The following is a 26,423-nucleotide window of genomic DNA, read 5'->3' on the forward strand; positions in this document are numbered from 1 at the left end:
CTCTGGGACGGCGCGCCGTCCCAGAGGACATCGAAGCTGCAATCGTAGGTTCTGGCACCTACCTCCTGATAGTGACTACCGGCAGCAGCTTCATATCGGCGAAAGCCCCTCGTCCCCCTCGGATGTGGCCGCTGACAAACTCCGTCCGCGGAGCGTTGGGTGCTGAACCTTTGGGGCGCCTGTAGAAAGGGCGCACCTCGGAGGGCTTCTTGTCATCGGGGGAGCTGAAGAAATCCTCATCCAGAGTGGTGTTGACCTGCCCATCAGTGATGGTGATAGGGACCAGCCAAGTGCTCTCGGGCCGGTATCCAAGTTGCCGTGGAGGGGAAAGGGGCGACTGTGTGCCGCGTGTCGTATCCATTGCGGGAAGTCCGGAGGTTGCCTTCTTCCCTCGCACGCCGCGAACACCTTGTCTCAAGTTCCCGGCCACTTCCACCATGAACTTCACAATGTCCTGGTCACGTCTGGACAGGTCCGAGGAAACCGGGTTTTTGTAGGTTCCCAAGGGAATGTGATGCGTCGTCAGGGGGACGTACTCGCCGGCTTTCAAACCCTCTACCCAGTCGAGGGTATCCTCGAACCGGACTTCGAGCAGGTCCCAGGTCTTACCGACCCGCCACAGCACGAATCTATGATGGCTCATGTCTGTCAGCACACCCATATACATGGGACGCAACTTTACTAAGCCATTTTTGATGTTCCTGGCTGAAGGGGACGGCGCGAGGCGGGCGATCCGGCCAAGCTTGGCGCCAATGTCAGCGTAGGCGAAAATCCCATACTTGTACTCACATACTTCATTTATGATCCTTGCATGTTCCGGGTTCGTGGTCCCGTAGTTCTTTCTCCGGCCCATGGTCTGAGCAATCCTTCGATCCAGCTCGAGAGCTTCTCGGAACTGGTCAAAGAACTTCGAGTACATGCTGGGATGAAACTCTCTGAGCGTTTGCTGGAGACCGACAACTGCGGTCGAATTGGTCCCGATCGAGGTTTTGAAAGATTGAAAGGCCGACTCAGGCGCGGACCCGGTGTGCAGGCCGCCCTCAATTTCCTTGCGGATAAGTCCGGTGACACCCTGATTCTGGAGCCGCAACACGGAGGCTGGTTTTGGCGGAATCAGAGCTGTTGCCGTTGCTGTCGTGATTCGTGGCCGTCCGAGAGCGGACGGCTCTCGGCTTGGTGCCGACGTAGATGAGCCCGAGGCGGAGACCACGGAGGACTGGGCCTTTGACTGTGTGGAGCGTGAGTGTGTTTTCAGGTGGATAGGTGGGGTTCGACCCGAAACCGTGTCCCGGGCAACTTGCTGTTGATCCCGAACCTGGCGAAAGTGCTTGATTATTTGTCCCCACTCACGGTCCGGGTATCTGACCATCTCGCTCAGGGAGGGGAGGAAACCAGCCTTTACAAGTCCTTCACGGATACGGACGGGAATCCGCTGGTAGGTTTCGAAAGAGATCTTTCCGTCCGGTGAGGGCCTGTAGACAACGGGTATCCTTTGACGGGATTTGGTCCGTTCCGCGAAAAAACTCGTTAAGATCTCCACTTCTTCGGAGGTGAGAGGGAGAGAGGACTTGGCATGTTTCCTGGCGACGCCACGGCGGATGACCTCCTCCGCCACGTCGTGCCTCGGGACTCCGAGTTCTAAAGCGAGTGCCTTGATCGTTACGGGGGCAGGTTCGCGTCTCTTAGGACGAGGAGCCTCCTCCCTCTGATGCGCCGTTCTCACGCTTGATTCTTGTGCGGATGTGAGACGGGAGCTCTCATCCATGTCGCGAAAATCACCACCGGTCTTACGGATGACCCACTGGATTGACCGGTTCAGCTCTTTTGCCAGCCGGTACACGGGCGTCTTCAGGTCGTACTCCGGATCGGTCACGCGAGCGAGATCGTCTCGAAGCGGCTGAAGTTTTTGACGGAGTTCTTTATCTAGCACGGTGGATCATCTTTCGGGCAGCACGTCATCGTTGACGCGGAAGGAAAAAGAGAAGCTGGACAGGGCGGTGGCCCGGCACAACTGCCGGACCACCAGGGATGAAATGAGAAGAACGGGAAACCTACCCCGCCCGGGCCTCCGCAAACCGCGGCGCCATGGATTCCATCTGCTCCATGACGAGCTTGATCGCGGCAGGCTGCTTGTCCGGCGGATAGCCGTTCTTGACGAGCAGCCGTTTGATGGAGGAGCGGAGCTTGGCACGGACATCGTCGCGGACCGTCCAGTCCGTGCGGACATCGCGCCGCATCACGGCGACCAGGTCACGGGCGATATTCGCGAGGACGCCTTCACCCTGAACATCCACGGCTGAAGCGTTTTGGTACACGGCGTCGTAAAAGGCCAGTTCATCCTGGTTCAGCTCCGGGTTAAACTGCTTGCCGCGGTTCTTCTCCTGCGAGACTTCTTTGGCCAGTTCCACCAGGGCCGCAATGACCTCCGCCGAGGTCAGCTGCTGGTTGGTGTACTTGTTCATCAGCTCCGTGATCCGCTCCGAGAACGCACGCTCTCGGATGGCGTTGTTCCGCGTCGTCCGCAGGGCCTCCTCGGAGATGAGTTTCCGCAGCGCCTCGATGGCGAGCTGCGGGTTCCGCGCCTGCTGCGTCTTCGCCATGAACTCGGGAGTGAGGTCTTCGAGGGAAGGCTTGGGCATGCCGGCAGCCTCGTAGATGTCCATCACCTCGCCCGAGACTGTTGACGTGGCAATCAGCTGGCCGAGCAGGCGCTGGATGTCCTCCGGTACGGGGATCCCGCGGGACTGGCGGTCTTCGGCGTCCCACTTCGCCATCCATACCCGGATCTCTTCGTACACCTTGATCTCGGGCAGCAGGTGCGCCAGATGCGCCGACCCTGAACAGAGTGCCCAGGCCCGGGCCAGCTGTCCCGAATACCGGCGGTACTGGGAGGCCAGGGTCTCACTGTCGGGGGCGGGTTCGTTGCCGGGCGTCAGCGGGTCACGGAGGTAGTTGACGGCACCGGTGACAGCGTGGAGGAAAGCCTTGGGCCCGCCTTTGTTCAGTGTGGCCTTCCAGTTGTGCCCGGCCAGCAGTTCGCGGAGCTTCTCGACCAGTGTTTCGGTGAGCGCAATCGCCTCGTCGAGGTTCTTTCCCACCGGCTGATGCGCGGCCCCGTCCTGGCGGCTGTACTCCTTCAGTGCCGCCGCCAGGTTCTCCGCCAGCGGGGCGTACGCCACCAGCAGGCCGTCTTCCTTTCCCCGGTAGGTGCGGTTTACCCGCGCCAGGGTCTGCATCAGCAGTGCGCCCTTCAGCGGCCGGTCCAGGTACAGGGTGTGCAGGGGCGGGGAGTCGTAGCCCGTGAGCATCATGTCCTTGACGATCACCAGCTCCAGCTCATCGTCCGCGTCCTTGAGCCGCTGCTTGATGGTGGCGTTCTGCGAATCGCGGCGCACATGGTCGGAGACCGGTGGAGTGTCCGAGGCAGTCCCGGAATAGACAACCTTGATCTTTCCCCGTTCCAGATCATCGGAATGCCAGTCCGGGCGCAGCTGAACGATCGCCGAATAGAGATTCGCGCAGATCTCCCGGGTGCCGCCCACGATCATGGCCTTGCCCGGCGCGTCGATGAACTTCCGCATCTGGTCCCGCCGGTTCTCCCAGTGCGCCACCAGATCTTCGGCCAGCTTGGCAATGCGTTCCGGCGCGCCGTATACGGCATTGACGACGGCGACGCTCTTCTCGATACGCGCCCGTTCCGTGTCATCGAGGCCAGCGGTGACTTCATCGGCGGCCTGGTCCAGGGACTCCTCGCTGACCCCGTCGGCCAGGCCCACCTTGATCAGGCGGGGCTCGAAGTAGACGGGGACGGTGGCGCCGTCGTCCACTGCCCGGTTCAGGTCATAGATGTCGATGTAGTCGCCGAACACGTCACGGGTGTTGCGGTCCTCGAAGGAAATCGGCGTACCGGTGAACGCGATCAGCGTGGCATGCGGCAGGGCATCGCGCAGGTGCCGGGCATACCCGTCCAGGTCGTCATAGTGGCTTCGGTGGGCCTCGTCGACGACGACGATGATGTTGCGGCGGTCAGAGAGTAGCGGGTGCTCCGCACCGGCGTCGCGTTCTGCCTTGCTGCGCCCGAACTTCTGCAGCGTGGTGAAGTAGATGCCACCTGTGGTGCGGCTGCTGAGTTCCTCCCGCAGCTCGGAGCGTTTGCGGATTTGCCGTGCCGTTTCGGGCAGGAGCTGGCTGCGGACGAAGGTCTCGTAGAGCTGGCCGTCCAGTTCGTTGCGGTCGGTGATGACGACGACGGTTGGGTTGCGCAGCTTCGGGTGCCGGATCACCAGGTTGGTGTAGAGCTCCATTTCCATGGATTTGCCCGAGCCCTGGGTATGCCAGACGACGCCGGCTTTGCCGTTGCTGCCCACCGCCTGCACGGTGCTTCCCACGGCTTTGGTGACGGCGAAGTACTGGTGCGGTTTGGCGATGCGTTTGATCAGTCCGGACGCGCCTTCGTCGAACGCGGTGTAGCTGTTCATCAGCTGCAGGAAGCGTTCCTGGTTGTAGAGGCCCAGCAGTGCAGTGTCCAAACCGGTGACGGGTTCGCCGTCGAACAGGGCACCGGGAGGCACGGGCTTGCCGTCGTCGTCGACGTTCCACGGCGAGAAGTGGTTCAGCGGGGTGAAAGGGGTGCCGTAGCGGGCGAACAGGCCGTCGGAGGCGAGCGTGAAGACGCAGAAGCGGAATGCCATGGGGAATTCACGGACGTAGGTGGCCAGCTGGTTGTGCGCGGCGGCTACGTCGGCAGACTTGCTGCCTGCCTTCTTGAGCTCGATGATGCTTACCGGCATGCCGTTGCAGTAGAGCACCAGGTCGAAGCGGCGTTTGTAGTCGCCGTGCTGGATGGTGACTTGGTTGACGGCGAGCCAGTCGTTGTCGTCGGGGGAGTGGCTGACCAGGCGCAGTGTGGGGCTGACTTCCGTGCCGTCGGCGTCAATGTAGGTCAGGCGGAAACCATTTGTCAGGTAGTCGTGGATGCGTTTGTTCTCGGTGATCGCATCGGTGGACGTGGGAGCAGCGATTTCCGCCAGTGCCTGCTTGAGGTACTGGACGGGGACTTCGGGGTTGAATTTCTGCAGGGCGGACAGCAGCCGGGGTCGGATGAGCAGTTCATCCCACGAATCTCGTTCGCCGGTGCCGGGTGCAATGTCGTGTCCGGTTTTCGGACGCCAGCCGAGCGGTTCAGCGAGCATTTCCAGTGCGTCGCCTTCCCAGTCGGCTTCGGAATACCCCAGCTGCTGTGCCTGTGCCATTTAGACCATTTCCCCCATGGTGTTTTCGATATCTTTTACTCGCAGTTTTCCGGACATCAGCTGCGGGAGCAGTGCGTCGCGGGTGGCGGCGAGGGTGCGGTTTTCTTCAATGGATATCCTGATGGTTCCTTCAATCGAGGCAATTTCTGCCTCCAATGCCGTACCCGTTTCGAGCATCGGCACCTGTATGGTCTCCAACTGTTTTCTGTTTATCGAGCCGAAGACAGTTCCCTCGGCTTCATACGGTTCCCAGATGTCAGTCGAGGCCTGGAGAAGATGGAACAAGGTCGAGGGCGTGTCTCTCGTGGATCGAACGGATGCCAGTCCACGCCCTATACAGGTTCGTTCGCTCGCCAAATTGACCCGGCCCACAGGAGCTCGGACGCTTACCAAAGTGTCTCCCGGCTCCGCCATCCGTGTCGGACTCGTTGTCCAAATGCGATTTGCAGGAAAACGAAAACCGAAGTCGCGAACCCCTTGATAGAAGACGGTTCCGAGTCCAGATTCGTTTAGAGTTTCGCCAGTCGGAGAGGAACCCATGATCACCGAGGCAATTTCGTTCAACGGCTGCTTTTTGCCAGTGAAGTGGCTGCGCACGAGGCTGATAGCGAGTGCATCGGCGGTTTCGGCGAGCTTGGTGTTGGCGGCGATCTTGTCGTCGAGGGCTCCCAGCACTTCCGCGATCGCATCTTGGACCTCGCGGGCAGGTACTACGAGCGGGACGCGTTCAAGGATCCTTTGATTAAGCGAAAGCATCGTTGAGCCGGAGGCATGTTGCAGAAGCCACTCACGGACCGTCGGATTCTGAAACTGATATGCGAAGAACCTCGTATTTACGTCGAAGGGGAGGCGTAGTCGAATGCCATCTGATCCCAAGAACCAACCATCCTCGCTGGATTTCACCCATGCGCTACGGTCTACGGCTCCTTTCCTGCCGAACACGATGTCACCAGCTCGCAACACATACTCCGGCAGTCGTTCTGTGACTTCGACCGGTGCATGAGGAGTGTCTTTCCGTAGGCGAAGGGAACCATAATCGACTTCGCCCACCGAAATGATGGGGACGCCCGCGCCAGCATACTCGGCTGCCTTCAGCACGGTGCCGAAAGGACCAGTTTTCACGGTTCCGCCGTCAGCGAGCACATCTGCCAGGGTGACCTTTGCAAAGTCGGTCATCAGATCCGCCCCAACTGCTCGCGCACGACCTTCGCGAGCCGGTCGGATTCCTCGAACTGCTCGAACAGTTCCTTCTTCAGCCGCTCGATCTTCTCTTCGATCGGCTCGCCGTCGTCCTCGATGGCGGCAGCACCCACGTATCGGCCGGGTGTCAGGGCGTAGTCGGCAGCCTTGATCTCCTCCAGGGTGGCCGAATAGCAGAAGCCGGGCTCGTCGTTGTACTCCATCCCGGCCTCGACCGCGGATGTCTTGCCGCGCCAGGCGCGGAAGGTGTTGGCGATCTTGTTGATGTCGTCGTCGGACAGGGCGCGCTCGGCACGGTCCACCATGTGCCCCAGGTTGCGGGCATCGATGAACAGGACCTGGCCGGACCGGTCGATGGAACCGTTGGGACCGGCGGTTTTGTCCTTGGCGAAGAACCAGGTGCAGACCGGGATGCCGGTGCTGCGGAAGAGCTGGGTGGGCAGGGCGATCATGCAGGAGACCAGATCGGCCTCCACCAGCTGGGCACGGATCTGGCCTTCGCCGCCGGAGTTGGAGGACATGGAGCCGTTGGCCATGACCACGCCGGCCTTGCCGCCCGGCGCCAGCTTGGAAATGATGTGCTGGATCCAGGCGTAGTTCGCGTTGTTGGCCGGCGGCACGCCGTACTTCCAGCGCGGATCGGACTCGGAACGGGCCCAGTCCTTGATGTTGAAGGGCGGGTTGGCCAGCACATAGTTTGCTTCCATCTCCGGGTGCTGGTCCCGGGCGAAGGTGTCGCCCCAGCGGGAGGCAAGGTTGCCGTTGAGCCCGTGGATGGCCAGGTTCATCTTGGCCATGCGCCAGGTGCGCTCGTTCAGCTCCTGCCCGTACACCGAGATGTCCGAGCCCTCTTTTTTGTGGGCTTCCAGGAACTTCTCGGTCTGCACGAACATGCCGCCGGAGCCGCAGCACGGGTCGTACACCCGGCCGTGGTCCGGTTCCAGCACTTCCACCAGCACACGGACGACGCCGGCGGGTGTGTAGAACTCGCCGCCCCGCTTGCCTTCGGCACGGGCGAACTTCTCGAGGAAGTACTCGTAGACCTCGCCGAGCAGGTCGCGGGCCTTCTTGGCGCCGTCGCCGGTGAACCGGGCGGAGTTCAGCAGGTCCAGCAGCTCGCCGAGGCGTCGCTGGTCCACGTTGTCGCGGTTGTAAATGGTGGGCAGGGTGGCGGCGAGGGTGTGATTGGCACCCATGATGAGCGTCATTGCGTCATCGATCAGTTCACCGATGGACTTCGCCGGGGCGTCGGCGGAGGCCTGGGTGCCTTTGGCATTTTCAGCCAGGTACTGCCAGCGGGCCCGGGCCGGGACCCAGAAGACACCGCGGCCGGTGTACTCGTCGACGTCGTCAATGAACTGGGCAATCTGGTCCTCGTTCATCCCATCGGCTTCGAGCTCCACTCGGATCTGCTCGCGGCGCTCGTCAAAGGCGTCGGAAACGTACTTCAGGAAGACCAGCCCCAGGATCACGTCCTTGTACTGGGACGCATCCATGGAGCCGCGCAACTTGTCGGCGGCCTTCCAGAGCGTGTCCTTGAGTTCCTTCATGGTTGACGGCGCGGCCGCAACCTTTGTCTTCGGGGGCACTAGGTGATTCCTTCCATTGGGGCGTGAGTGGCTGTCACGGTGACGGTTCCACCGGCTACGCCGTCCAGGACAAGCGTAGTGAGTTCATCGAGTTGTTTCAGTCGGGCACGCGCCTGGGCACGCTGGGTGTCGAGCTCCAGCAGGAGACTGGAGACCTCCGGTCCGGGGTCGGCAGGGGTCTGCCGGACCGGCCAGCGCCGCCAGCTTCCCGGGGTGTCTGCTTGGGCGTTGATGTCCGCTGCCACCAGCTCAGGCAGCACCCCGGCCCGCTTCGTCTTGTTTACACGCAGCACACGGGCCGGGTACTGAACGACGGCGCCACCCGCGGCATCGACGAACGCTGCGGCCTGCGGACCGGTGCAGAACACGACGTCGCCGGGTTCCGTCCTGCGGTCGACCACGTGGGCATAAAAGTCCAGCAGTTCCATGCGGCGGGTGCCTCTCGGCTGGGTGCCGAGCAGTTCGGGAGTTCCATAGACCGGGACGCTGCCCGCAACGCCGGCCATACCCTCGGCCAGCCGGGTCCCCGGCACATACTTGACCAGGCCCTCTTCAACGAGCGATCCGAGCGGGCGCGGACGGCGTCGGGTGCCGCCGTCGGGCGTTGGCTCCACGGAGTACCTGGACAGGCGGTCCTGAGAGGTGCCGGTGCTGAGTCCTTCCAGCAGCTGGTCCGCCCGGAGAGCAGCTGCCGCACCGCGTGGAGCGGGCACCGGGGGTGCGGCGTGGGCTGTGGCGGTCAGCGCTGTGCTGCCGGGGAGGATGACACGGGTAAGGACTGGCCGGGCAAAGCGGAAGGAATGGGCCCGGACCTGCTCCTGGGACCCAAGGCTCGCGGCGAGGTCGCTGATGAGGTCCTGGACTGTGCCGGGATCCAGCTTCTCACCGGTCAGGTCCGCAACTACGGTCCAGCGGTCGGCGATTGGCACGTCCGGGTGCGCCGGTCCCAGCACCCAAAGCGCCAGCGCCTGCCGGGGTTTGCTGCGGAGCAGGCCCTCCGGCAGCCGCACGATGGCCCGCACACGGCCCTCGCGGATCAGCCCGGCACGTGCCTCCCGTGCCTCGCCCTTGGGCTGCACATCGGCCAAAACGGCAGCTGGAGCCAAAACGACCCCGCGCTGGCGGTCATCCATCTGCAGAACGGCCTGGTCTACGGCCGTGAGGATCTCCAGTGGAGTCATTCCGGGACGGCCGGGGGAGGGGTAGTGCGCCAGGTGGACGGCGGCGCCGTCGATCCCGAATTCCCCGCTGGGATCAACGGTGAGGGTGCGGCCGGATATGCCGTGGACGCGGAGCCGCCGGCGGACCAGCCGCGCGGTCTCTCCGCCTCCGCTGCGCGTCACGAGGGTGGCATCGGCCGCGTCGCCGAGGGCGGCGGCAAGTGCGAGCAAAAGGTCGCTTCCGCCGTCTGACGGGTCTGCGAATATGGGCGTCTCCGGGAGACCGGAGGCCAGTTCGACGGCGATCCCGGCGACCAGCCGGGCTGCTTCATCTGTGAGTGCAGTATCAGTGTGGCTTCGCAGGCCGGCACGGAACCGGTTTGCCATCAACAGTTCAAAGGCAGCAGCCGGGTTGAACGCGGCGTCTGCCAGCTCGGAAGCAAACCGTGCCAGGACAGGCAGGTCCGCCTGCACGGCTTCCAGCTCGCGGTAAAGGATCTCATCATCTGGGTCGTGTTCATCGGCAAGGTCCAGCAGGTCTTCAGAATCCCAATGCGAAAAGGGCTCTCCGCTCATGGCCAGGAGGGTCAGAAGTGATGTCAGAGCCTGGAAAGCCAGCGGATCATCCCGGCGGCCGTCGGCCAGCACGGCAAAAGCCGCAAGGTCGTCGTGAGCCTGCGGATTGTTTCCATGACCTGTCTCGACCAGCCACGCAGCTACCTCGCGCGCATCGAACAGTTCCTGGCCGCCGGTCTGTGTCACCGGGGCCGGGAAGGGGCGTTCCTTGCTGCGGAACCGGGTCCGCCACATGGAAACCACTGCGCGCTGGACTCTTGCAAGGGAAGCCACATCGGAAAGGGAGATGTGCAGTGCTGATGACGCCGTCATTGCATCTCCCTTCTCTGGATTAGTCCTGTGGTTACCAGCTTAGGGGCTAGTCAATCGATACGAAGCAGAATCCTGATAAGAGGGGTTATCAGCACTCTTGGCTCGAGATCAGGGTGGCGCGGCTTAGGTTGATGGAACGGGAACGGCCGGCGAGCTGAACCCGGGATCCGCGGTTGCTAACGGTTGGGGGGAGCAGCCGCGGGTCCGCCTCTTTCTCCCGCTCCCTGTCACGAAGGAACAACCATGACGCAAGAAACCAGCAACCAGCCGGGGCCCGGCACTGATGCCCCTGCAGCAGCGCCGCAGGGTCCTGGTGATTCTGAGGGCACCGATAATCCGTTCCTCAAGACACCCGGCAAGAAGACGCCCTTTCTCTGGGCGGGGGCTGGGCTGGCCGAAGGACTGATCCTGGGCATCGGAATAGCGCAGATCGATCTGGGCACCCAGTCACAGGCGCTGAGCCAGGCCGTGGCTGAGTGCGGAGTCGAGGATGAAATCTGGATCGAGCTGGGCGACGAGGGCCAGAGCCTCTCCATGGACACCGAGGGCGAGGAATCATCCGGAGCCTCCTATTCGGACGTCGTCTGTGTGCTGGATGAGCTGGGGATGCCGGACAGCGTCAGCAGCCGGATGGGAAACACCCGGGCCCTGGACGGCCGGCAGGAAGCGCAGTGGGGTGAATTCTCCGCTACGTGGGGCTATCACCCGGACAGCGGAATGAACGTCGTCATCGAAGTCGTGGAGGCGAAGTGACGAATGCTCATTGGCCGCCCGGCGTCAGGAAAGCGCCTACTCGGGAACCGGAGCAATCCTCCGGGACCCCTGCAGAGATGCCATTGCTGGAAGAGGAGCTTCCAGAGCCGAAACGCAAGCGTCGTTGGCTGGGACGTACCGCAGCCGTGGTGCTCCTTGTTGGCACGGGAGCCGTGTCCGGTGTCCTCCTCACCGATCCGACAGCCAGCGAAGAATACAAAGTCCTGGCCGCCGAACTGGAAGAGGCGATTGGGGACTACCAAGATCTCGACGCGCGGTACGTACGTCTATCGGCCGGGATGAGCAGCCGCGAGGACGCTGTCGCCGAGAAGGAAGAGGCACAAATCGCCCAGGGACTGGAGCTGGTGAAGCGTGAGGAAGCGGTCAAAGCACGCGAAGAGGCGGTTACGGGAGCCGAGGAAGAGAAAGCGGCGAACACGGTTTCCGACGGCACGTGGACGGTTGGGCGCGACATCACTCCAGGCACGTACAGATCCTCCGGTGAGGTCGGATCCCGGTGCTACTGGGCCGTGCTGCGCAGCGGTTCCAACGGTGCGGACATCCTCGAAAACGACATCCCGGGTGGTGGACGCCCGGTGGTCACGCTGGCAGAAGGCCAGGACTTCAACACGGCCCGCTGCGGTACGTGGGAGAAGCAGTAACGCTCCCGGCGCAAAGAGCAATCGGAAAACAATCAACAACAGTTAGGAAGAACGATGAACATTAATCACATCCGCAAGCCGGCGCTCGCCGCCTCCGCAGCGCTGATCCTGGGGCTGACCATGTCGGCCTGCTCCGCTGAAACCGGCGGCAGCGGAACAGAGGCTGGACAGCCTGCAGCGACCGCTCCCGAGACCGTGGAGACCCCGGCGCCGGAGGCACCGGCTGCACCTTCGGTGGGCATTCCCTTCACCGCCGACATGGGCAATGGGAACACAGCCCGCATTACTGTGGTCTCCGCTGAGTACAGCGACACGGCCAGCACCCAGTCCTTCGCCCCGGCGGCGCAGAACGGTGGGTTCCTCGTTCTTGACGTGCTCTGGGAAACCGAAGCCGGAGTCACCTCGTCTCACCCGCTGTACTTCAACGCAAAGGATGCCGAAGGCCGGGCAGGGGAGTACTACATGTTTGCCGATAACCAGCTGGCCAGCGGAGAGGTTCAAATGGGAGACAAGTCCCGCGGCACGGTCGTATTCGACATCGCTCCGGGCCCGGCGACAGTGGTGATCACCGATCCTCTGCTGCAGGAAGCCGCGCGGATCCAGGTTGGCGGCTGAGAAACGCAATAAGTTGAGGGTTCTCCTGCTGCTGGGGGCAGGAGAACCCCAGCAATGTCAGACCTTGGGCGAAATGCCGTCCAAACCCTCAGCAGACCAGAAGCTCATGGCCATGGTCGAACAGGTGGGAAGGTGCACGCGAACTACGCGGCTCGCAGACCCCACACAGCGTCTTCATAGCGCAGGGCTGGAAGGTGTGGCGGCAGCAGAAGCAGTCCTAACCGGGTGGGGATTTACGCGCCGTCCTGGTAGTACTGGCTGGAGATGCCGTAATCCGGGTCCAGCTCGGAGCGCTGCATCTGATGTTCCGGCGGGTTTTCCCGACAAGGAGAGGTGGCCAGTACTTCCACCCACGGGCGTCCGCTTTCCCTGTATGTGGCAGTGAGAATCACATCGTCCTGGGAATACACCAGGACCCGGATGTCGCCGCGTTCCTTAGGCGGAGAGGTGATCTCATCCTGGAGTTCCCATCCCTCAGCGTCCAGCCATGCTCCTACACGGTCCAGTGCGGCGTTGGCTGTGTCGCTGTCGGGCACCGAGTTGGCAGCGATGCCAAGCCACCTGGTCTCCAGATGCTGGTCCTCGATCTCAGGACGCAGGCAGGACTGCTCCCGCAGGTCCTCGATAAGGAGTCCGGCGTCGGCCTGTTCCACCAGGGCGGGAAAGACCTGCTCAAACCGGGACAGATAATCCGGTGATGTCTCTCCGGCAGGATCAGGTGTTCCTTCGGTGTTCATGGCACAGCCTCCCAGGGATGCGGTCAGGACGATTGCTGCGGAGATTGCAGCGGCTGGACGCAGGTTCATTTTTCGAGACTCTCGGTGCTCACAGTCGGCCACTTTCTGATCGTGTAATCTTCCGGGCGGTCTTCCAGCGGGCTTTCCCAGTAGGAGTAGCCGAATCCGTAGTGGAATACCTCTTCAACGTACAACCTCACCTCACCTCCATCGATCACAGCCTCGATGTTTGCCGCAGACGTTGACCGCTCGACGAAGTAGTCCGTGTGTCCCTTCATCAGCGCATCCGTCCGGGCCTGGTCCAGGAACCCGGACTCCAGGCGCACGGCGCCCATTTGAGTTTTGGGATCTCCGCCGCTCCAGAACGACCCGCTGTGGAACCCGCCGCCGGCCACCTGCGCTACCGTGATCGGGTCATCACGGGTCTGGATCCAATAACGGTTGGCGTCCGGGTTGGCGGTGTCCTGAGGACTCGATACTTCGTAGCCGGTTCCGGCGGTCGCCACGTAAACGATGTTCGTGGCATCCAGGCCCAAACGTTCGCCGGTGCCCAGCAGCGAGCCGCCGGCGCTGTAGCCGATATAGGTGCTGCGGGTGTCAGGGGGAACTTCAAGATCCAGCGCATGGTCGAAGGCTGCCAGCAGCGGACCTCCCTCCTCGTTATAAGAGCTGGTGAGGTTGTGGTGAAGTTCGTCCGGCAGGTCCGATCCCTGCCAGTAGAAGGAGAGTTTTTCCGGCCCGGCGTCCCCGTCCACGGCGTTCAGCCGGTCCGTGTAGCTTTCCACGCTGCCCAAGGCGGCTTCAGTCCCCGGCACCAGGACAGCCGACGTCGTCACCTCCGCGGAGGGCGTGCCCTTCATGGTGACGATCCGTCCGTCTCCTTCGGTGCTGACCATGACTACCTGTGCGTCGGCGCTGATCAAGTAGTCCAGTCCCTTGAGTTCGCCAGCCAGCCGGCCGTGTTCAGCTTCCCACGCTTCGTAATCACGCTGCCAGAGGATTACAGCTGCCTCTGTATGCCCGTAGTTGGAGAGCAGCGGTTTCTTCAAAGCATCCAGCTCCTGCTTTACGGTGTGCCGGTAGCCGGCCACCGTGATGGTGTTGGCGTGCGCCCGGGACGCAAACGGCACGCCGTTGAGCGCTCCGAATACGGCGGGGTAGAGGAGCAGGAGCTTCTCCTGGTCTGCTGCCGGGAGTTCCAGCCAGGCACCGCGGATTGCGGCGATTCCCGCTTGGGACAGGCTGTCATTCATCACGGCGGACATGGCTGCTTCCGGGCTTCCGGGGGAGAACGGCCCCATTGGCGTGTTGGCGGCCAGCAAAGCGGCGGCCTCCGGATTGGCTTCGGTCCAGGCCTTCAGCTCGGCCTTGTCCAGCCCCCGGAGTGACTCCAGCAGCTGACCGGGGGTTACGGCACCCAGTCGATCATCGAGGGTGACGGTCAGGGCAGCCCAGTCCACCTTCGGGAGCACGGGTCCGCCGGCCCGGGCGTGAATGGGCAACCCCTCTCCGGTGCCACCGGAGACGGAGGCGAGCCGGGCGGCTGTCTCCTGCTGGAGGGTGTTCCACCGCTGGGTGAGGTCACCCGCGCGCGAGTTGAATTCATCGAGGGCGCGCTGGGCAGAGGGATCGTCTTCAGCAGGAGCGGCCGCGGGCCGTTCAGCCTCGAGTGTCCGGCACTCGGCGCGAAGATAGCCCGCGGCCGCAGCGAAGTCCTGGATGATGCCGGCAGCGGCAACGAGGGCCGACCGCCAGCCGGCCATGGGAGCGGCCAGCGAATCCATTGCCGTGTGCACCAGGTCCTGGGTTGCCGGTTCCTGGTACGCCGGAATCACCCTCTTCCACGCGGCCGCGGCGTCGGTCAGGTAGCTCTCAGCCACTCCAGCCCGCACCCGCAGGTCCTCGGCGGCGGCTTCCAGGTCCGAGAAGTTCCCGCTGATGTCCGGGAGCGCGGCGCCTGCCATCATTCCTCCATGAACCGGAGCCGGCCCGTCCGCGGCGGGGAGGCAGGGGAGTAGGTTGTGGGCAGCATCGCCAGCGCCGACTCGGCAGCAGCGCTCATCTGGCCGTCAGCGTCCACAAAAGCCGCGGTGGCCTCTGCCAAGGCAGAGGTCTTGCGGAAGACCAGGCTGGCGACGTTCTGTGCGACATCCCGGCGCGAATCCCAGAACGTGGAAAATGCCCCGGCGACCGTTGCCGCGGAACCAAAGCTTCCGGCGAGCTGGTCAGCGCTGCTCCCGGCATCCCTGCCGGCGTCGAGCAGAGCCTGGCCGTCCGCAGCGATATCCACGATGGCCGCATGGATGACACCCGGCTGGATCTCGTACTGCATGTTCCCCCTGGAGATGATGGACATCTTCGTTACCGGAGAGTCTGGATCCTTTCCCTGCCGAAGTCGATGGGCAGAACTACCCATGTCAGGGCCTTGGGCCGGGAGCGGGAACGCAGGAAGACCCCGCGGCGGGGCTGCAGCGGACCATATTTGGCACCGGTCCCGGCCAGCCCTTGGTAAGCTTGGAAGAAGCCCTTCGCCCGCCGCACTGCCCACAGCAGTGTCCGGCTTCCGGCGCGGAGGCGCCCCTTTCCACCGCACCCACCACTGACCTGCTGCTCCGCTCTGCCCTGCGCCTTCGCAGGTGCCGCCAGGCCGGAGCAGCTGCACTGTGCCCCACGCCCCGCGGCGGGAAGACACGCAATACCGTAGGAGAAGCGCCACCCCCATGCAGTCCGCCCCCGCAGAAACGTCCGCAGACGCCCACGAAGATTCCCCCGCGGAAACCCCCGCAGAATCATCCGCAGATTCAAGCGCGCTGTCCCTGTTCGACCGCCGCTACGAACCCAATGTCGCTGAAGTAAACCAGCTGTGCGACACCCTCGCCGGACTCAAACCCGGCAGCGAAGTTCCCTATATCGATCCGCAGCATGACGTGGACGAAGCCCGGATCGTGAGCCTGTTCTCAAACAACGGCCCAGCTCACCCGTCGGGCTTCATCACCGCCGGCAGTGACGAAGCCGTCACCCGCCTCCTCGGCGTTCACTGGCAGGTGGGCCTGCAGCCCAAATACGTCATGCCGTGGAACGTCCACCCCTGGTACACCCCGGGAGAGCCGCACACCAAGCTCACCAAGGAAGAAGTTGCCGAGGGCCTGAAGCCGCTGCTGCGCTTCCTGGCACTGGTTCCCCGGGCATCGGTCATCGTTGCCCACGGCACCGAGGCACAGCGGCTGGCAGCAGCATTCCTGAAGACTGAAAACAGGATGATCTACCGCCGCAGTTTCAAGGTCTACAAGGCACGCTCTGCCGAAGGCCGTTCGTTCGGCGCCACAGAGGAACGCCAGCAGGAATCGCTGGCCGAAATGCGGATCGTCTACAAGGACGCGATGGCCCGCACCGGTCTGGCTGCGACCGGCCGCTAGAAAAGCTCGAAAGCTAGTTCGACCCGCTCACCGGAACATCGACGATTCCGGTGAAGCGGGAGCCAACACCCTCATATTCACTGCGGACGCTGCCTTCAGGAACTGCCGGCAGTTCCCGGCCGCTGTGGTCGTCACAGGCCACAAAAGTAAACTCCGGCCACCACTTCTTCGGACGGGCCGTTTCGCGGAAACCGCACACCGCGCATTCCAGCTGTACCCAGACGGGCCGCTTGCCAGTGCGGTTGGCGCGCGACTGTGCCAGCCAGGCCGGAGGATTGGCGTCGAGCTCGTTGAGCTCGGCCTGTTCCAGCCGCGCCGGGATGCCGTGCTTGGCGGCCATTTCGAGCGGAATATCAAGGTACTGGGCTGCCTGGCGTCGAGTAATCATCACTTCAACGATACGGCAGGGCACGACGGCGATTTGCCGCCGTCGTGCCCTGCCGCAGGTTTCGCAGCCCTTAGCTGCCGGAACCTAGTCTGCCTCGGCGAAGGCCTGCCGCAGATTCGCTTCCTGGTCCTTGGAGAGGTTGGTGGCGATCAGCGTCGCACCCGGGAAGCCATCCTTGAAGGCATCAAGGACCCTGTCCTCCACAGCATCGGAGGAGAGCACAAACAGGGCCGAGGTGCCCGGAGTGACTTCCTGGCGGACCTGCTTGATGAAATTGTCGTCGATGCCGACGTCCACCATGGAGCCGGTCAGGGCACCGATAGCAGCTCCGACAGCTGCACCAATCAGCGGGATGAAGAAGATCAGCCCAAACAGCAGGCCCCAGAAACCTCCTCCCAGGGCGCCGGCGCCAACCATGTTGTGCTCCTGGATGGTCCGGGGCTTTTTCTTGTCCTGGGGCCAGGTGACAATGGCCTCGTCCTGCACGGTGATGAGGCTCTGGGACTCAAGGCTGGCCAGGGTTTGCGTTGCCCTTTCAGCTGCGTCCGCGTCGGGGAATTTCCATACGGTAAGTGTTGCCATGGCAGATGCTCCAAACAGTTGGGATCCAGGCACTATCCGGCGTGTGCCGGGCACACGGACGGTTAGAGTAGGTGCCACGCTAGCCAGCGCCGGCCGCCCGCGGCAAGGGAACAGGGCCCGGGAAGCCCGCTGCCGCCCAAGTCTTCCCGCTGTCTCTGTCCCGCAGGGTTGTGCGGTCGTAGACTCAGTTCTGCGGCACGCCCGGACCGCCAACCCAGGAGCCTGAATGAGGGACCTTTCCCGCCCGGCATGGTGGACCAACGCGGTGGTCTACCAGATCTATCCGCGCAGTTTTCAGGACACCACGGGCGACGGCATCGGTGACCTGACCGGCATCATCAGGCGGCTGGATTACCTGCAGGAACTCGGGGTTGACGTTCTCTGGCTTTCCCCAATCCACGAGTCCCCGCAGCGGGACAACGGCTACGACATCAGCAACTACTGGAAAGTTGATGCGTTGTTCGGCACAGAGGATGAATTCGACGAGCTGCTCTCCGAGGTTCATGCCCGCGGCATGAAGATGATCATGGACCTGGTCATCAACCACACCTCCACTGACCACGATGCTTTTCAACGGTCCGTCTCCTCCCGCGAGAGTATTTCCCGGGACTCCTACTACTGGCGTGATCCGCGCCACGGGTTCCGCGGCGGCGAGCCCGGTGCGGAACCCAACAACTGGGGATCCCTTTTTGGCGGCTCAGCGTGGACGTGGCATGAGCCCACACAGCAGTACTACCTGCATATCTTTTCGCGCCACCAACCTGATTTGAACTGGGCTAGTACCCGGGTCCGGAACCGGGTCTACACGATGATGAACTGGTGGATGGACAGGGGAATTGACGGTTTCCGGATGGACGCCGTGAACTACATATCCAAGGATCAGCGCTTCCCTGACAGCATGATCCAGTTTGGCGGCGTGTGGGGCGACGGTGCTCCCTTCTACACCTCGGGCCCCCGGGTGCATGAGTTTGTGCAGGAGATGATGCGTGCGGTGTTTGCACATCGCAGCGGGGACTATCTGGTTGTTGGGGAAACCACCGGAGCAACCGTTGAGGAAGCACGGCTCTTCACCGATCCCTACCGGAATGAGCTGGACATGCTGTTCCAGTTCGAACACGTGAACCTGGACCACGGACCGGGCGGCAAATGGGACCGTCGTCCGGTAAACCTGCGGGACCTGAAGACCAGCTGGAACCGCTGGCAGCACGGTTTGGCCGAGCGGGGCTGGAACAGCCTGTACCTGAGCAACCACGACCAGCCACGCCATGTGTCCCGGTACGGGAACGACGGCGTCTTCCGCTACGAGTCAGCCACTCTGTGGGCGACCCTGCTGCATATGCAGCGCGGAACGCCGTTCATTTATCAGGGCGAGGAAATCGGCATGACCAACGCCGGTTTTACGCGGATCGACCAGTATCGGGACGTCGAATCGCTGAACTACTATGCGGATTCGACGGCCCGCGGAATTGATCCCAAGACGACCCTTGAAATCCTGGGGAAGGTCAGCCGGGACAATGCCAGGACCCCCATGCAGTGGACACCGGGACCGGGTGCGGGGTTCACGGACGGAACGCCCTGGATTGGAATCAACCCCCGGCACACCGAGATCAGCGTTGAGCAGGACCGGGCGTCATCGAAGTCCATCTTCCGCTATTACCAGCAGCTAATCCGCCTCCGCCATGAGCTGCCGGTGATCGCAACAGGCGACTTCCAGCTGCTCCACGGCAACCATCCGGCGCTCTTCGCATTCAGCCGCAGCCTGGGGGAGATGCGCCTGGGTGTCATGGGAAACCTCTCCGGCGCGGAGCAGAATATTCCGAATGACCTGCAGGGAGGCGAGCTGATTCTGAGCAATTACGAGTCCGGCCGGCAGACGAGAATACTGGGGCCCTGGGAAGCCCGCGTGATGGACATCAGCGGACTTCCCTAGAGACTGCGCACTGCTTTTGCTCCCAGCCGCTACTCGCCGGCTAATGTGGACCCGTAGAGCTCAAGCAGCCCGGCCGTTCCGCCGGAGTCCATGGCACGGCGCTGGCGTTCCGATCCGGTGCCGGAATCCCAGACGTCGTCCAGCCCGGCGCGTACCCACTCGGCGTCGTTCTCGGCGTCGAGCGCTTCGGCAGTGAAATCCAGCAAAGCCTGGATCCGGTCCCGGGCCGGGACCAGCTCCGCACTCACTGGATCCACGAGCTTGCCGGTCAGTCCTTCGCGTGCGGCCTGCCACATGGCAGCGTCGAGCAGCTCGGATTCGGGCACCGGACGGCCGGTTCCGCGGCCGGCTTCCTCAACTGCGGTGCTCACCAGCCCGCGGACCAGGGCTGCGATCAGAACGGAGTCGCGGGCCCGGAGCTGTGCATCACCGGCGCGTACTTCCAGCGTGGGATATGAATCCGACAGCCGGGCCATCCAGGTGAGCACACCCCGGTCGAGGATCGCTCCGGTGGACACCAGCTGCTGCACCCGGCGTTCATAGTCCGCGGCGTCCCGGAAGGTGGGAGGGCAGCCCTGCACCGGCCAGCGGCGGTAGTGGACCACGCGCCAGCTGCCAAAACCGCTGTCCCTGCCCAGCCAGTAGGGCGAGTTGCAGCTCAGGGCCACAATGGCCGGAAGCCACTCCCTGATCCGGTTCAGCGCCTGGACCCCGGCTTCACGGTCCGGAATCGAAACGTGGACGTGGAGCCCGTTCACGAACTGGTCCCCGACGATTCCCGGAGCGCTGTCGCGCAGCTGGCGGTAGCGTTCTTTGTTCGTCAGCTCCGGGTAGTGGTCTTCAATGAACGGCGCGGAGGCCGTTCCGGAGGCCACCACCGCTGCCTTGCGGGCCGCTGTCTCAAGCTGTCCGCGGAAGTTCAACAGGTATTCCTCTGCCTCCGTCAGGGTGGCTGAGACCGGTGTGGCGGTTTCAATCTGGCAGCTGAGCAGTTCACGCTGGATCTCCCCCTCGGTCACCCGCGGGGAGTGATGCAGGTAGCCTGCCACCTCCTCCGCCTTGTGTACCGGGAGCCCGGAGACCGGGTCCAGCAGCAGGTACTCTTCCTCGATGCCCAGTGTCGCCATGCATCCCTCCACATCTTTTCCGGCCGCAGGCATCCACCCGCAGCACTTCCTCAAAAAGACTAGGGCCGAAGGGTGCCCCGAAGCCAAATGAGAAGCAGGCTGAGGTTTTGTTGCGAAGCTATGCTCCGGCGGTCAGTGCCGACTGGTAAACGCCGGCGAGGCCCTCCCAGCCGCCGGCGGTGTAGGCGGCGCGCTGGCGTTCGGCTCCCGTCCCGGAAACGAGCATCCGCTGCACTCCGGCAAGGACATAGTCCAGGTCTCCGCTGTCCTCCAGCGACGGCCGGATGTGCTCCAGCAGGGCTCCCACCTGGTCAGCGGCAGCGGCTGAATCGCCCAGGATCCCCATCAGCCGTCCGCCCAGTCCGTACCGGGCTGCCTGCCACAATCCGGCGTCGAGCAGTTCAGGTTCGGGGACGGATCCCGGCGCCGCGGCGGTCAGTACCAGGCCGCGGACCAGAGCCGCGAGCAGCACGGAATCGGCGGCCTCCAGCTGTGCGTCACCAACCCGCACCTCCACGGTGGGGTACCGCTGGGAGAGCCTGGCCGCCCAGCCGATGTGTCCGGCATCCAGTACGGCATCAGAGTCGAGCAGCCGGGCAAGCCTGCGGTCATAGTCCGCCGCATCGGCAAACTCCGGCGGGCACCCCTGCACGGACCAGCGGCGGTAGTGGATCAGCCGCCAGCTGGCGAAGCTGGTGTCCCGGCCGCGCCAGAAGGGGGAGTTGGCACCCAGCGCGGCGAGGGTTGAGAGCCAGGGCCGGAGTTTGTTCAGCGCAGCTATGCCGGTTTCCCGGTCGGGAACCGCTACATGGACATGGGTGCCGTTGAGGTAGTGCTCCTCCGCGACAGCCCCGGTGAGTGCGCCCATGGCCTGGTACCGGCCGCTTCCGGTGATTTCGGCAGGACTGTCCGGAATGCGCGGCGCGGCCCCGGAAACCACGACGCCAATTCCCGCGGCTGCAGCAGCCGCCGCTACCGCGGAGCGGGCGGTGAGCAGGGATGCCGCTGCTTCCTCTACCGTCTCGCAGACGACGGTTGAGGTCTCCAGCTGGCAGGCGAGGAACTCAGCCTGGCCGGACGGTGCTGGTATGCCCGGGGGCGGGACGGCAGGTGCGGCGGCGAGGGCCTGGGACATCTCCGCTGCGCGGGGAGTGGGAAGCCCTGTGGCCGGGTCGACCAGCAGGAACTCTTCCTCGATGCCGAACGTCGCCATGCGTTCCCCCTGGTCGCCGAAGGATCCGGGAGATGCCTTCCCGTCGGCTCAGTTTAGGGCAGGTTTCTCCGCTGCCGGGAGGGGTCAGGAGGAAGTATCCGTGCCAGGGATCTCAGGGCCGGACTGCACGCCAGGTGAGCGTCAGGTAGGGAAGGCGCAGCTCTTCTCCCGGAGCGTGTCCCAGATGCTCGTAGAGATACCAGGAGAGGTTGGCCAGGACCTTGGCTCGGGTGGTTTCGGACGCGGACAGGTAATAGGCGCGCGACTGTGCAAGTTCCGCCAGGTCTTCCGGGGTCATGGCCACAGACCAGGAGGTGGTGTGGAATTCCTGCAGCTTCAGCTGCGGCCCCAGGTCGGGCCGGAACCCCGGCCGCAGGACGTCGCCGGCGTGGATGATCCGGGAAAACCGGTGCACCCAGGGCACACTGACATCCAGCTGGTTCCAGACCAGCCCGGCGAATCCTCCCGGAGCGAGGATCCGGTCGAATTCCGCGGCGGAAGCTGCAGGGTCGCACCAGTGCCAGGCCTGCGCCACGGTGACTGCGTCGAAGGATGCGTCCGGAAGACCCGTGTGCTCGGCCGTGCCCTCGGTGGCCGGAACTCCCGGCAGGGACCGGGAGAGCTGGGCCAGCATGTCCGCTGAGGGGTCAACGGCGTGGACCCGGAAGCCCGCGGAGGCGAGGGCAGCCGTGTACTTTCCCGTTCCGGCACCGACGTCCGCAACGGCGACGGCAGATGCCGGCCGTCCGGCGAGCGAAGGGACGTCAAAGAGCCAGTCCACCGCTTCAGCCGGGTAGCCGGGCCGGATCCGGTCATAGTGTTCGGCACCGGTGCGGTAGCTGCCGCCGAGCTGCCGGCGGCGCAGACCGTCTAGCTTGGGTCCGCGGGAAGCCAAATCAGTCCTGGAAGAGGTCGTCGAGGTCGGGGTTGAGGCGCTGCAGTACTTCGTTGTGCAGCATGCCGTTGGTGGCCAGGGCGTTGCCGCCGAAGGGTCCGTCTTCACCCTCGAGCGAGGTGAAGCGGCCGCCGGCTTCGGTCACGATCGGAACCAGCGCAGCCATGTCGTAGAGGTTGAGCTCCGGTTCGCAGGCGATGTCCACCGCGCCCTCAGCCACCATGCAGTAGGACCAGAAGTCGCCGTAGGCACGGGTCCGCCACACGGATTCAGTCAGGCCCAGGAACTCGTCCAGGTTCCCGCGCTGCTTCCAGCCGGTGAGGCTGGAGTAGGACAGCGACGCGTCGCTGAGATTGGAGACATCCGAGACCCGCAGCCGCGTTGCCGAGGCCAGGGAACGTCCCATGTAGGCACCGGTGCCCGTGGCAGCCCACCAGCGTTTGCCCAGCGCCGGAGCGCTGACGACGCCGACTACCGGAACGCCGTCGTCCACCAGCGCGATGAGCGTGGCCCACACGGGCACCCCGCGCACAAAGTTCTTGGTGCCGTCGATCGGATCGATGATCCAGCGCCGTGGCCCGGAGCCGGTTGAACCGAATTCCTCGCCCAGGACGGCGTCACGCGGTCGGGCCCGGGAGAGCTGGCCGCGGATGGCGTCTTCGGCTGCCTTGTCTGCGTCCGTGACAGGTGTCAGGTCCGGCTTGGTCTCGATGCGGAGGTCCTGGGCCTTGAACCTGGACATGGTCTGGTCGTCCACGGAGTCGGCCATTACATGGGCGAGACGCAGATCATCGTTGTAGTTCTGAACGAACGGCATACTTCAACTTATCGCTATTGCCGCTGCACTGCCCACGTTTACGCGGGCGCGCGGCGTGTGCCTGCCTGGAAGAGGTCTCCAGGATGTGCCTACTGGGTGCCCAGTTCTTTGGCCTGGGCGCGGTTCTCGGTCCGCAGGCCCCCGGATCCGAGGAGCCGGCGCAGGGAGGCCAGCCGGGCGGGACCGGCAGCGCCGGCACTGCCTGACTCAACCCAGGCGTCAAGGCCGCAGTTCACGGCGTCGTCGTCATGGCGGCAGCCGCGTTCGCAGGCTTCGGTGCCCGGTTCCAGATCGGGGAAGGCGCTGAGGATTCGGTCCGGATCCACGTGCGCGAGACCGAAGGAGCGGATGCCGGGAGTATCGATGATCCAGCTGCCCGCCGGGGCGTCCTGGACCTTCAGCGCGAGTGCCGACGAGGAGGTGTGCCGGCCGCGGCCGGTCACGGCGTTGACTCCGCCGGTTGCGCGGCGGGAGCCGGTCAGTGCGTTCACCAGCGTGGACTTCCCGACGCCGGAGTGGCCCACCAGGACGCTCACCTTGCCCAGCAGGTGCTCGTGCAGGGCTGAGACGGCGCCGCCGGCCAGCCGGGCGGACAGGCCGTCGTCGGATTCAGAATCGATCCCGGCGTCTTCAGCCTGGGCGGTGCGGCTGATGAGGACGTCCAGGTCCAGATGCTCGTAGTTGGCCAGCAGCTCGGCCGGGTCCTTCAGGTCTGCCTTGGTGATGCAGAGCAGGGGGGAGATGCCGGCATCGTACGCTGCCACCAGGGCACGATCGATGAACCCCGTGCGCGGCTCCGGATTGGCGGCGGCGACCACGATCACCAGCTGGTCCGCGTTGGCCACGACGACGCGTTCCACCGGATCAGTGTCATCCGCAGAGCGGCGGAGCAGCGTGGCCCGCTCGTTGACCTTGACCAGCCGGGCGAGGCTGTCCGGGGAGCCGCTGACGTCGCCGACCAGTCCCACCAGGTCTCCGGCGACCACCGGGGTGCGCCGCAGTTCCCGGGCCCGGGCCGCGGTGACGATTCGTTCCTGCGGGGTGTCTTCGTCCACGATTGCGGTGTAGCGGCCGCGGTCAACGGTGATGATGCGCCCGGTGACCGCGTCTTCGTGTGCCGGACGATCCTTGGTACGGGGCCGCGAGCCCTTTTTGTTGGGGCGGATGCGGACGTCTGATTCGTCCCAGCCTGAGGTGCCTCGTGCCACGGCTACTCCTCCCGCGCCGCCGTCGGCCCGGTTCCGGCCACCAGCGCCGTCCAAAGCTGCGCGAATTCGGGCATGGTCTTGGATGTGGCTGCGATGTCCTCCACGGCGACGCCGGGGACCACGAGTCCCAGGATCGCTCCGGCGGTGGCCATGCGGTGGTCCGCATAGGTGCCGAAGATCCCGCCGTGCAGCGGTGCGGGCTGGATGGACAGGCCGTCAGCTGTTTCAGTGACGTTCCCGCCCAGGGAGTTGATTTCAGTTCTGAGCGCTGCCAGCCGGTCGGTTTCGTGTCCGCGCAGATGGGCAATGCCGGTAAGGACCGACGGCGATTCCGCCAGTGCGCAGAGGGCGGCGACGGTGGGGGCCAGTTCACTGGTGTCCGCGAAGGTTCCGCCGCGGATCTCTCCGGTGCCGGTCACCGTCAGCACGCCGTCGGCCAGTTCGGCGGTGGCACCCATCTGCGGAAGGATGCTGCGCCACTTGTCGCCCACCTGGGTGGTCTGAGCCGGCCAACCGGGAATGCTTACTCTGCCGCCGGTGGCAACGGCGGCCGCCAGGAACGGTCCGGCGTTGGAAAGGTCGGGCTCGATGTCCACGTCGAAAGCCTTGACGGGGCCCGGGGCGACCTGCCACTCGTTGGGCACGGAGTCATCCACGTCCACGCCGCAGGAGCGCAGCACCTGAACGGTCATGGCGATGTGGTCCAGGCTGGGAACGGTCTGCCCGGTGTGGATCAGGTGCAGTCCGTTGGTGAAGCGCGCGCCGGCCAGAAGCAGCGCGGAGACGAACTGGGAGGATGCTCCGGCGTCGATCTCCAGCCGTCCGCCGGGCACAGTGCCGCGTCCGGTGACGCTGAAGGGCAGGGCGCCGCGTCCGCCGTCGTCCACCTCAATGCCCAGGCCGCGCAGGGCCTCGATAGTTGCACCCATGGGGCGCTGGCGGGCGTGGGGATCGCCGTCGAACGCTGCGGTGCCGGTACGCAGTGCGGCCAGCGGCGGCACAAAACGCATCACCGTGCCGGCCAGGCCGCAGTCAACCTCAGTGTCGCCCGAAGCTTCAGCGGGAAGCGGCTCAACCAGCAGGTCCGGACCAAATGGTCCGCTGCCGGGAGCTTCGGTGATCTTCGCGCCGAGGGACCGCAGCGCGGTGACCATCAGTGCGGAGTCCCGTGAGTGCAGGGGAGCGCGGAGTCGGGAAGGCCCGTCGGCCAGTGCGGCCAGTACAAGGTAGCGGTTGGTGAGCGATTTGGAGCCTGGGACCCTGACCACCCCGGTAACGGGGCGGCCAGGGGCGGGGGCCGGCCAGCCTTCTGTGACAGGCACGGATGTTTCAGTCATGGTGCTTAGGAACCTGCGATATCTGATGCGGTGCTGCGGACGGCGCGTTCTGCCTTGGCCAGCTGCTTACGGGTCTGCTTGGTCACTTTGCGGGAACGGCGGCCGGCGTCCTTGCCCATGGCCCGCACGCTGCGCTGCGTGTCCGAAACCAGGTGCTCGGCCCGCCATGCCAGTCCGGGACGGCCGTTGGTGTCCACAGCAGCCAGGAGCACCCCGCCGATCAGGGACATGTTCTTCAGCAGCTGGGTGCGGCGTGCCTTGCGGCCCTCTGCCGTGGTGGCATCTCCGTTGCGGTACTCCACCAGTGTGTTCACACCGGCGGTCGCTGCCAGGACAAGCCCGGCGAGGCGGGAGAACTTGCCCAGGCCAAGCATGGCCGCAGCACCAAGCTGGGTGGCGCCCAGAACCCGGGCGACGGCGGCCGGGTTCTCTGCAAGCCCGGCAGCGGACGGCACAGCCGAGCCCAGCCGGTTAAGGGTGGGGGTGAGCTGCTGGGCGGTCTGCTCGGCGTTGCGCAGCCGCTCCACACCCGCTGCCACAAAACCGGCGGCGAGGAGCGGGCGGGCTAGGGTTCGGACAATGCTCATGCGTGGCCTCCTGGGTTACGCCGGACCGGCGTGCGTTCAAAGATGATACGGCTGTGCCTGGCGGGAC

22 protein-coding genes are annotated in these 26,423 nt (G+C 64.4%); 5 read left to right on the forward strand and 17 right to left on the reverse strand.

Annotated features, from left to right (window positions below; translation table 11 throughout):
- Positions 1–58: 58 nt before the first annotated feature.
- From ACWGQ2_RS11620 to ACWGQ2_RS11640, 5 genes are all read right to left on the reverse strand, one after another.
- On the reverse strand, positions 59–1,930 hold the full coding sequence (locus tag ACWGQ2_RS11620; protein WP_452017397.1) for a hypothetical protein: 1,872 nt from the start codon (positions 1,928–1,930) through the stop codon (positions 59–61).
- A 121-nt stretch (positions 1,931–2,051) separates the two neighbouring features.
- Entirely contained in the window at positions 2,052–5,252 is a 3,201-nt protein-coding gene (locus tag ACWGQ2_RS11625) for a type I restriction endonuclease subunit R (RefSeq protein WP_452017399.1), read from the reverse strand.
- The gene (locus tag ACWGQ2_RS11630; RefSeq protein WP_452017401.1) at positions 5,253–6,428 is read right to left on the reverse strand and encodes a restriction endonuclease subunit S; all 1,176 of its coding nucleotides are present in this window, start codon (positions 6,426–6,428) and stop codon (positions 5,253–5,255) included.
- The gene (locus ACWGQ2_RS11635) at positions 6,428–8,041 is read right to left on the reverse strand and encodes a class I SAM-dependent DNA methyltransferase (RefSeq protein WP_452017403.1); all 1,614 of its coding nucleotides are present in this window, start codon (positions 8,039–8,041) and stop codon (positions 6,428–6,430) included. The genes ACWGQ2_RS11630 and ACWGQ2_RS11635 overlap by 1 nt, the downstream gene beginning before the upstream one ends.
- Positions 8,041–10,089 carry a hypothetical protein gene (locus ACWGQ2_RS11640; RefSeq protein WP_452017405.1) on the reverse strand — a complete coding sequence of 683 codons (2,049 nt, stop codon included), beginning with the start codon at positions 10,087–10,089 and terminating at the stop codon, positions 8,041–8,043. Before ACWGQ2_RS11640 ends, ACWGQ2_RS11635 begins: the two co-directional genes overlap by 1 nt.
- Positions 10,090–10,332: 243 nt before the next feature.
- On the opposite strand from ACWGQ2_RS11640, the gene ACWGQ2_RS11645 reads away from it, so the two are divergent.
- The 3 genes from ACWGQ2_RS11645 to ACWGQ2_RS11655 all read left to right on the forward strand — a co-directional run bounded on the left by ACWGQ2_RS11645 (position 10,333) and on the right by ACWGQ2_RS11655 (position 12,119).
- Complete coding sequence (locus ACWGQ2_RS11645) at positions 10,333–10,842, forward strand: hypothetical protein (RefSeq protein ID WP_452017407.1); 510 nt, start codon at positions 10,333–10,335, stop codon at positions 10,840–10,842.
- Positions 10,843–10,919: 77 nt separating this feature from the next.
- A complete protein-coding gene (locus ACWGQ2_RS11650; RefSeq protein WP_452017409.1) occupies positions 10,920–11,504 on the forward strand; it encodes a hypothetical protein in 585 nt (194 codons plus the stop codon).
- Positions 11,505–11,558: 54 nt separating this feature from the next.
- Positions 11,559–12,119, forward strand: coding sequence for a DUF4352 domain-containing protein (locus tag ACWGQ2_RS11655; protein WP_452017411.1), 561 nt, complete (start codon positions 11,559–11,561; stop codon positions 12,117–12,119).
- A 233-nt stretch (positions 12,120–12,352) separates the two neighbouring features.
- Here ACWGQ2_RS11655 and ACWGQ2_RS11660 read toward each other — a convergent pair whose 3' ends face one another.
- From ACWGQ2_RS11660 to ACWGQ2_RS11670, 3 genes are read right to left on the reverse strand one after another with little or no spacing between them, the layout of a single operon-like run.
- Positions 12,353–12,925 (reverse strand): hypothetical protein, encoded by a 573-nt coding sequence (locus tag ACWGQ2_RS11660; RefSeq protein WP_452017413.1) that lies wholly within the window; start codon positions 12,923–12,925, stop codon positions 12,353–12,355.
- Positions 12,922–14,823, reverse strand: coding sequence for a hypothetical protein (locus ACWGQ2_RS11665; RefSeq protein WP_452017415.1), 1,902 nt, complete (start codon positions 14,821–14,823; stop codon positions 12,922–12,924). The genes ACWGQ2_RS11660 and ACWGQ2_RS11665 overlap by 4 nt, the downstream gene beginning before the upstream one ends.
- Positions 14,820–15,212, reverse strand: coding sequence for a DUF6507 family protein (locus ACWGQ2_RS11670; protein ID WP_452017417.1), 393 nt, complete (start codon positions 15,210–15,212; stop codon positions 14,820–14,822). The genes ACWGQ2_RS11665 and ACWGQ2_RS11670 overlap by 4 nt, the downstream gene beginning before the upstream one ends.
- 364 nt (positions 15,213–15,576) lie before the next feature.
- Between ACWGQ2_RS11670 and ACWGQ2_RS11675 the strand changes: the two genes are divergently transcribed.
- On the forward strand, positions 15,577–16,272 hold the full coding sequence (locus ACWGQ2_RS11675; protein WP_422400333.1) for a uracil-DNA glycosylase family protein: 696 nt from the start codon (positions 15,577–15,579) through the stop codon (positions 16,270–16,272).
- Positions 16,273–16,285: 13 nt separating this feature from the next.
- Here the strand turns inward: ACWGQ2_RS11675 and ACWGQ2_RS11680 are convergent, their stop codons facing one another.
- Together ACWGQ2_RS11680 and ACWGQ2_RS11685 are read right to left on the reverse strand one after the other, a co-directional pair.
- Positions 16,286–16,660 (reverse strand): hypothetical protein, encoded by a 375-nt coding sequence (locus tag ACWGQ2_RS11680; protein ID WP_422400332.1) that lies wholly within the window; start codon positions 16,658–16,660, stop codon positions 16,286–16,288.
- Between the two features lie 84 nt (positions 16,661–16,744).
- On the reverse strand, positions 16,745–17,242 hold the full coding sequence (locus tag ACWGQ2_RS11685) for a DUF1269 domain-containing protein (protein ID WP_422400331.1): 498 nt from the start codon (positions 17,240–17,242) through the stop codon (positions 16,745–16,747).
- A 226-nt stretch (positions 17,243–17,468) separates the two neighbouring features.
- On the opposite strand from ACWGQ2_RS11685, the gene ACWGQ2_RS11690 reads away from it, so the two are divergent.
- Entirely contained in the window at positions 17,469–19,172 is a 1,704-nt protein-coding gene (locus ACWGQ2_RS11690; RefSeq protein WP_452017420.1) for an alpha-glucosidase, read from the forward strand.
- A 29-nt stretch (positions 19,173–19,201) separates the two neighbouring features.
- Here the strand turns inward: ACWGQ2_RS11690 and ACWGQ2_RS11695 are convergent, their stop codons facing one another.
- From ACWGQ2_RS11695 to ACWGQ2_RS11725, 7 genes are all read right to left on the reverse strand, one after another.
- Positions 19,202–20,299, reverse strand: coding sequence for a carboxylate-amine ligase (locus ACWGQ2_RS11695; protein WP_452017422.1), 1,098 nt, complete (start codon positions 20,297–20,299; stop codon positions 19,202–19,204).
- A gap of 118 nt (positions 20,300–20,417) precedes the next feature.
- On the reverse strand, positions 20,418–21,512 hold the full coding sequence (locus ACWGQ2_RS11700) for a carboxylate-amine ligase (RefSeq protein WP_452017424.1): 1,095 nt from the start codon (positions 21,510–21,512) through the stop codon (positions 20,418–20,420).
- Positions 21,513–21,624: 112 nt separating this feature from the next.
- Positions 21,625–22,407: a class I SAM-dependent methyltransferase gene (locus ACWGQ2_RS11705; RefSeq protein ID WP_452017426.1), complete on the reverse strand. Its 783-nt coding sequence runs from the start codon at positions 22,405–22,407 to the stop codon at positions 21,625–21,627.
- Between the two features lies 1 nt (position 22,408).
- Positions 22,409–23,224 (reverse strand): histidinol-phosphatase, encoded by an 816-nt coding sequence (gene hisN, locus ACWGQ2_RS11710; protein WP_452017428.1) that lies wholly within the window; start codon positions 23,222–23,224, stop codon positions 22,409–22,411.
- 89 nt (positions 23,225–23,313) lie between these two features.
- Entirely contained in the window at positions 23,314–24,432 is a 1,119-nt protein-coding gene (rsgA, locus tag ACWGQ2_RS11715; protein WP_452017429.1) for a ribosome small subunit-dependent GTPase A, read from the reverse strand.
- Between the two features lie 2 nt (positions 24,433–24,434).
- On the reverse strand, positions 24,435–25,769 hold the full coding sequence (aroA, locus tag ACWGQ2_RS11720) for a 3-phosphoshikimate 1-carboxyvinyltransferase (RefSeq protein ID WP_452017431.1): 1,335 nt from the start codon (positions 25,767–25,769) through the stop codon (positions 24,435–24,437).
- 5 nt (positions 25,770–25,774) lie between these two features.
- Entirely contained in the window at positions 25,775–26,356 is a 582-nt protein-coding gene (locus ACWGQ2_RS11725) for a DoxX family membrane protein (RefSeq protein WP_452017433.1), read from the reverse strand.
- Between the last annotated feature and the right edge of the window lie 67 nt (positions 26,357–26,423).

It is taken from the genome of Arthrobacter sp. NPDC055585, from assembly GCF_053619115.1.